Annotated in this window: 5 protein-coding genes; all 5 read left to right on the forward strand. The window is 63.0% G+C overall.

Going from position 1 to position 6,695, the window contains the following annotated elements:
• Positions 1-185 precede the first annotated feature (185 nt).
• The 5 genes from ACMKFF_RS03965 (at position 186) to ACMKFF_RS03985 (ending at position 6,214) form a co-directional block, all read left to right on the forward strand.
• Positions 186-1,373 carry a DEAD/DEAH box helicase gene (locus ACMKFF_RS03965; protein ID WP_418468772.1) on the forward strand — a complete coding sequence of 396 codons (1,188 nt, stop codon included), beginning with the start codon at positions 186-188 and terminating at the stop codon, positions 1,371-1,373.
• Positions 1,373-2,281, forward strand: coding sequence for a DNA-processing protein DprA (locus ACMKFF_RS03970; protein WP_349134502.1), 909 nt, complete (start codon positions 1,373-1,375; stop codon positions 2,279-2,281). Before ACMKFF_RS03965 ends, ACMKFF_RS03970 begins: the two co-directional genes overlap by 1 nt.
• A 91-nt stretch (positions 2,282-2,372) precedes the next feature.
• Positions 2,373-4,214: a glutamine--fructose-6-phosphate transaminase (isomerizing) gene (gene glmS, locus ACMKFF_RS03975; RefSeq protein ID WP_419496121.1), complete on the forward strand. Its 1,842-nt coding sequence runs from the start codon at positions 2,373-2,375 to the stop codon at positions 4,212-4,214.
• Between the two features lie 309 nt (positions 4,215-4,523).
• The gene (locus ACMKFF_RS03980; RefSeq protein WP_418465440.1) at positions 4,524-5,417 is read left to right on the forward strand and encodes a DUF2156 domain-containing protein; all 894 of its coding nucleotides are present in this window, start codon (positions 4,524-4,526) and stop codon (positions 5,415-5,417) included.
• The gene (locus tag ACMKFF_RS03985) at positions 5,414-6,214 is read left to right on the forward strand and encodes a GNAT family N-acetyltransferase (RefSeq protein WP_419496122.1); all 801 of its coding nucleotides are present in this window, start codon (positions 5,414-5,416) and stop codon (positions 6,212-6,214) included. Before ACMKFF_RS03980 ends, ACMKFF_RS03985 begins: the two co-directional genes overlap by 4 nt.
• Positions 6,215-6,695 lie beyond the last annotated feature (481 nt).

Here is a 6,695-nt window from a genome sequence, read left to right on the forward strand (position 1 = left end):
AGTTTCGGAGGGAAGAAAAGTGTGAAAGGAAACCGTCAGGGTGTCCTTTCGCGTTTGATCACCCGCCGCAGCGGCAGAATTGCAAAATCATGCTTCAAAATTTATTTTGCAATTCCAGAAGCAGCTTGGCGAAAAAGCCCTGGAGGGACTTTTTTGACAAGCTGAATATAGGTAGGGGAACTGGTATGGAAACGACAAAGACATTTCAGGAGCTCGGTGTCAGCGAGGAGATCCTCCGTGCGCTGGAAAAGAAGGGCGTCGCAATGCCGACGCGCGTGCAGGAGGAGGCCATCCCGCCGCTGCTGGCGTGGCGCGACGTCATCGCCAAGGCGCCGACGGGAACGGGCAAGACGTTTGCCTTTGGCATCCCGATGATCGAGCACATCGATCCGCAGTCCGACGATCTGCAGGGCCTGATCCTGGCCCCGACGCGCGAGCTGGCCATCCAGATCGCCGACGAGCTGCGCGGCTTGCTCACATTTTATAAGGATATCCGTGTGACGGTCGTCTATGGCGGCCAGCGGCTCGAGCCGCAGATCCGCAGCCTGCAGCAGCATCCGCAGATCGTCGTGGCAACGCCCGGTCGCCTCATGGACCACTATAACCGCAAGAACCTGCGCCTCGACCGCATCAAGACCGTCATTCTCGACGAGGCGGATCGCATGCTGGACATGGGCTTCTTCGATGATGTGACGAAAATTCTCGACCGCATCAAGAACCGTACGAACCTCGGCCTGTTCTCCGCGACGATCTCGCAGGAGGTCATGACTGTCAGCTGGATGTACCAGCGCGACGAGGTGGAGATCACCGTTGCCCCGACGGAGGAGAGTAAGCCTGATATCGATCAGTATTCCATCACGGTCCCGCGGCTGGAGAAGGAAGAGGCTATGCTGCGTATCCTACGCTCCGGCGCGCTTGAGCGCGTGATCGTGTTCTGCAACACGAAGGTCATGTGCCAGCGCCTGAGTGACGACCTGCGCCGCGCGGGCATCCGCGCCGACTGCCTGCATGGCGACATCAAGCAGGCCACGCGCGAAAAGACCATGGCCGATTTCCGCCATGGCAAGCTCCCGGTCCTCATCGCGACGGACGTTGCCTCCCGCGGCATCGACGTGGACGACGTCGACGGCGTCATCAATTACGACGTCCCCGAGGAGAACGAATACTATATCCACCGCATCGGCCGCACGGGCCGCGCTCGGAAAAAGGGCATCTCCTTCACGCTGCTCGGCTCGTTCCCGGAGAAGGCCAAGCTGGACGAGATCGCAAAATTTGCGGGCTTCCGCATCGTTCCGATGATCTTTGACGAATACGGCTGTCTGGTGCCCGCACCTGCAGAGGAAAAGCATCCGACATCCCGCAGGCGCTTCTGATGCGCCCGGCGGAGGAGGGCCTGCTCCTGCTGTGCTGCGCGCTCGGCACGCAGGATGTGCCGCTGACCCCGGCGCAGTACCGCACGCTTGCCCGGCGCGTCCGGCAGACCTGTCAGGCCGGAGACGGCGAGGTGACGCCTGCCTATCTCCGGGCGCTCGGCTATCCGGAGGCGGCCGCCCTGCAGATCACGGCGCTGCTCGACCGGACGGACACGCTGCACCGCTATCTCGAGGCCGCTGCCGCGCAGGGCATCACGGTCCTGACGCGCCTTTCGGACGGCTTCCCGGCGCGCCTGCGCCGCATGGGCGAGACGGAGTGCCCGCCCGCCCTGTTCTGCCGCGGCGACACGGCCCTGCTCGGCACGCGCTGCGTTGCGCTCGTCGGCTCGCGGCAGCTCCGGCCGGATAACCGCCGCTTTGCCGTGCAGGCCGGAAAGCTCGCTGCGGCCGAGGGCTTTACACTCGTCTCCGGCGGAGCTGCCGGTGCGGACACCGCCGCGCAGGAGGCCTGCCTTGCAGCGGGCGGCCGGGTGATCTGCTTTGTGCCGGACAGTCTGCTGGATCATCCCGCGCGGCAAAACGTGCTGTATTGCAGCGCGGGCGGCTATGAGCTGCCGTTTTCCACGCCGCGCGCCCTGGCCCGCAACTGCCTCATCCACGCCATGGGCGAAAAGACCCTTGTGGCCCAGTGCGCCGAGGGAACGGGCGGGACCTGGTCCGGTTCGCAGTGGAACCTGCGCCGCGGCATGTCGGAGCTTTACGTCTTTGACGACGGATCGGCGGCAAGCGCGGCACTGCAGTCCTGCGGAGCGGAGAGGTTGCCGGATATTCCGGCGTCTCTCGCCCTGTTACGGCCCTTCCAATTGTCCATTTTCGATGGGAAATCGGACGAAAAGCGGAAAAAGTAAATTTTCAGTTGATTTTGACAAAGCAATCGTGTATAATCTCCGTACGACACCGAAGATCATGGATCTGACCTGACGTATGGAGGTTATTTTTATGTGTGGAATTGTTGGTTATGCCGGTTCGAAGCAGGCAGCTCCCATTTTGCTGGACGGCCTTTCCCGTCTGGAGTATCGCGGCTATGATTCCGCTGGACTGTGTGTTTTTTCGGAAGGGGAGCTGAAGCTCGCCAAGTCCAAGGGCCGTCTGGCCGTCCTGCGCACAAAGACGGAAAACGGCGCGACGCTCCCCGGCTATCTCGGCATCGGCCATACCCGCTGGGCGACGCACGGCGCACCCTCGGACGAGAATGCGCATCCGCAGCTGTCCACGAACGGCAGCATCTGCATCGTGCACAACGGCATCATTGAGAATTTCCTGCCGCTGAAGGAGTTCTTGCTGAAGCAGGGCAAGACGTTCCGCTCCGAGACGGACACGGAGGTCATCGCCAATCTGCTGGAATACTATTATGAACAGGAAAACGATCTGATGAAGGCCGTCCGCCTGACGCTCGGCCGGATCGAGGGCAGCTATGCGCTCGGCATCCTCTGCGCTGACCGGCCGGATTCCATGATCGCCGTCAAGAAGGACAGTCCGCTGATCTTCGGCTTCGGCGAGGGCGAGAACTTCATCGCCTCGGATGTCCCGGCCATCCTGCCGTATACGCGCAGCGTCGTGTATCTCAACGACGGCGATATGGTCGTGTTCACGAAGAATGCCGCGCAGTTCTATGACGCAAACGGCACGCCCGTGCGCAAGGCGCCCGAGCACATCGAGTGGGAGATGTCCGCTGCGCAGAAGGGCGGCTATCCGCACTTCATGCTCAAGGAAATTTATGACCAGCCCAAGGCCCTGCGCGACACGATCAATCCACGGATCCGCAACGGCCGCGTCGTGCTGGATGATGTGAAGCTCGATGAGAGCTATCTGCGCGGCCTGCGCCGCATCTATATGGTTGCCTGCGGCTCGGCGTCCTATGTCGGCAATCACGCCAAGTATATCCTCGAGCGCACGACGCGCATCCAGGTCGAGCCGGTGCTCGCCTCAGAGTTCCGCTATTCCGAGCCGGTGCTCGGCGACGATACGCTCGTTATCATCATCAGCCAGTCCGGCGAAACGGCCGACACACTGGCCGCCCTGCGTGAGGCCAACGCCCGCGGTGCGCGGACGCTTGCCATTGTCAACGTGGTCGGCAGTGCCATTTCCAAGGCGGCGCACGACGTCATCTACACCTGTGCCGGCCCCGAGATCGCCGTTGCCACGACGAAGGCCTATTCCACGCAGCTGGCCGTCATCTATCTGCTGGCCATGTATATCGGCGAAAAGCTCGGCACGCTCGCGCCGGAGTGCTATGCCGCCATGCTCGAGGGCCTGCAGCGCCTGCCGGACCAGGTGGCGCAGATCCTTGTGCCCGAGAATCTGGCAAAGATCGAGGAGGCTGCGGAGGCCTTCAGCCACAACCACGACGTGTTTTTCATCGGCCGCAACCTCGACAGCGCGACCTGCCTCGAGGGAAGTCTGAAGCTCAAGGAGATCGCCTATGTCCATTCCGAGGCTTATCCTGCAGGTGAGCTGAAGCACGGCCCCATCTCCCTCATCGAGGAGGAGACGCTCGTTGTGGCCCTTGCCACCGTCGAGAAGCTCTTTGATAAGACCATGGCCAATGTCCGCGAGGTCAAGGCGCGCGGCGCGCACGTCCTCGGCGTGACGACGGAGGACTTTGCCGGGGAGATCGAAAAGTATGCCGACCGCAGCCTCATCGTGCCGAAGACGCACCCGCTGCTGCAGCCGAGCCTGACGGTCATCCCGCTGCAGGCCTTTGCCTACTATATCGCACTGGCCCGCGGCTGCGATGTCGATATGCCGCGCAATCTGGCCAAGTCCGTCACGGTCGAATAATTCAAAATTTTAGATTTCTGCGGAGGCTGCCATATGGCGGCCTCCGCCTTCGTTTGCAGTCTGTTGTGCGCACGAACTGCCCGCCAAGGGCGGACAATTCGCACACTGGCCGACTGAGCGGTATTTTCTCCGACGTATGCGCAGCCGGAGAAAATGATCTCACCTTCTTCGCCGACTGCGGGCGGCGAACTCTGCGAGGCTTTTTCCTGCATTGCAGAGCGGAGCAGAGAGGCCGCTGCTTGTTATTTTGCGGGATCTATGGTAAAATATCTTTATCCTATCCCAAAATTCTATGAAAGTGGTGAAACTATGTTGGACTTTCGCCCCATCTGCCTGGAGGACCGCGCATGGATCGAACCCGTGATGCAGGCTGCGGCTGGGCATGGCAGCGAGTTTTCCTTTGTGAATCTCTACCTGTGGGGGGACCAGCGCGTAGCGTCGGTGGACGGCACGCCCGTGTTCCTCAGCAATTTTTCCGGGAGCCTGACGTACCCGTGGCCCGTCGGCTGCCGGGACCTGCCGGGCACGCTGGAGCTGCTGCGGCAGGACGCATGTGAGCGCGGCATCCCGCTGCGCCTGTTCGGCCTGCTGCCCGAGGAGCGCGACCGGCTCGAGGCGCTGTGTCCCGGCCGCTTTCGCTTCCACAGCGTGCGCGACAGCGCGGACTATGTCTATGAGACGGAGCAGCTTGCCCAGCTGCACGGCAAGAAGCTGCAGGCCAAGCGTAACCACTGCAACCGCTTTGAGGCGGCCTACCCGGATTATCGCGTCCTGCCGCTGACTGCGGACCAGCTGCCGCGCTGCCGCGCCTTTACGGACGAGTGGTATCGCCTGCATTTTCTGGAGAACGACCCCGCGGACTACGCGTTGGAGCAGCGCGCCATCGGGCTGGCATTCGACCATTTCGATGCGCTCGGCATGACGGGTCTTGTGCTGGAGGTCGAGGGCGAGGTCGTCGCCTTCGCCATGGGCAACCCCATCCGGCCGGATATGTTTGACGTGAACTTTGAAAAGGCCCGCGCCGATATGAACGGGCCGTATCCGATGATCAACCGCGAATTTGCCCGCCGGATCGCTGAGACGCCCTACCGCTTTCTGAACCGCGAGGACGACATGGGCCTCGAGGGCCTGCGCCGCGCGAAGGAAAGCTATATCCCGGACCTCCTGCTGGAGAAGCTGCTGGCAGAGGAGCTGCCCGCATGAGGGCGGCGCGGCGCGACCTGCCCGCCCTGACGCGGCTGTGGCAGGCCTGCTTCGGCGATACCGAGGCGGAGGTGCGCGCGTTCTGGCAGGCGCTGTTCGACTGCACGCCCGTCTATCTGCGCCGCGCGCTGGACGGCAGCCCCGCAGCCATGCTGTGCGCGCTTCCGGCGGAGCTGATCGGCGACGACGGAGACGCTGTCCCTGCTGCCTATCTCTACGCCGTCTGCACGGCCCCGGCCCTGCGCGGGCGCGGCCACTGCCGCCTGCTCTTGCAGGAGGCGGAGCAGGACCTCAAAAGGCAGGGCATCCGCGCGGCCGTGCTCGTCCCGGCGGAGGAGAGCCTGTTCGAGTTCTATGCCCGCTTTGGCTACCGAACCGTGTTCACCTGCCGGACTGAGACGGTCCCGGCGGCGCGCGGCGACTGCAGCATCACGCCGCTCACGCCTGACGGCTGGCAGAGCCTGCGCGAGCTGCAGCTCTATGACAGCCATCTGTCTTATCCGCCGGAGCTGCTGCGCTGGCAGGAAACGATCTCCCGCAGCAGCGGGGCTGGCCTTTACCGCATCGAGACGGGCGATGCCGTCTGCTGCGCCGCGGCGGAGCGGGACGGCGAAACGCTGCTCGTGCGCGAGCTACTGCCGGACTGCCCGGAGGCCGCCGCCGCGCTGGCGGACAAGCTCGGATGCCGGGAGGCCGTCTTCCGCACGGCGGGCGGCACGCAGCCCTTTGGTATGGCTAAATCGCTGGATGGGACGCCGCTCCCGCGGCGGGCCTACCTCGGCCCGGCGTTTGAGTAAGGCGGGGCTTTTGCACTGGCTCCCAAGTTTGTCATTGCGAGGCCCCAAAGGGGCTGTGGCAATCTCGGGGAGGTACAGGCTGCCGAAAAAATGTACACACCGATTGCGTCTGTAGCGGCGCTCAGTGAGCGCCATGCACGGGACGATTCAACCGCGCAAGGGCACTGGTGCATCACGGCACTCCCCTGATGTGTCATTCCGAGGAGCGAAGCGACGTGGGAATCTCCTGCAAGTGGTTTCGTTTTCGCCGAGGCCCACCTGTTATCCACCATGGTTCTGCGAGATTGCCACGTCGGCCTGCGGCCTCCTCGCAATGACAAATTTGGGAGCATAGTGCGGTCGGCGATGCCACCCTATAACTTGCCGGCCCGCAGGGCGCTCGCTGAGCGCCGCTACAGACGCAAATGGTTCATACCGCTTTAACGATAGCCTGTGCAAAGCGCAGGCGCGCGGGCCTGGCTGCCCCGTTCCTGCAATATAC

The organism is Faecousia sp. (assembly GCF_048519415.1).
GTDB lineage: Bacteria > Bacillota > Clostridia > Oscillospirales > Oscillospiraceae > JAZOXB01.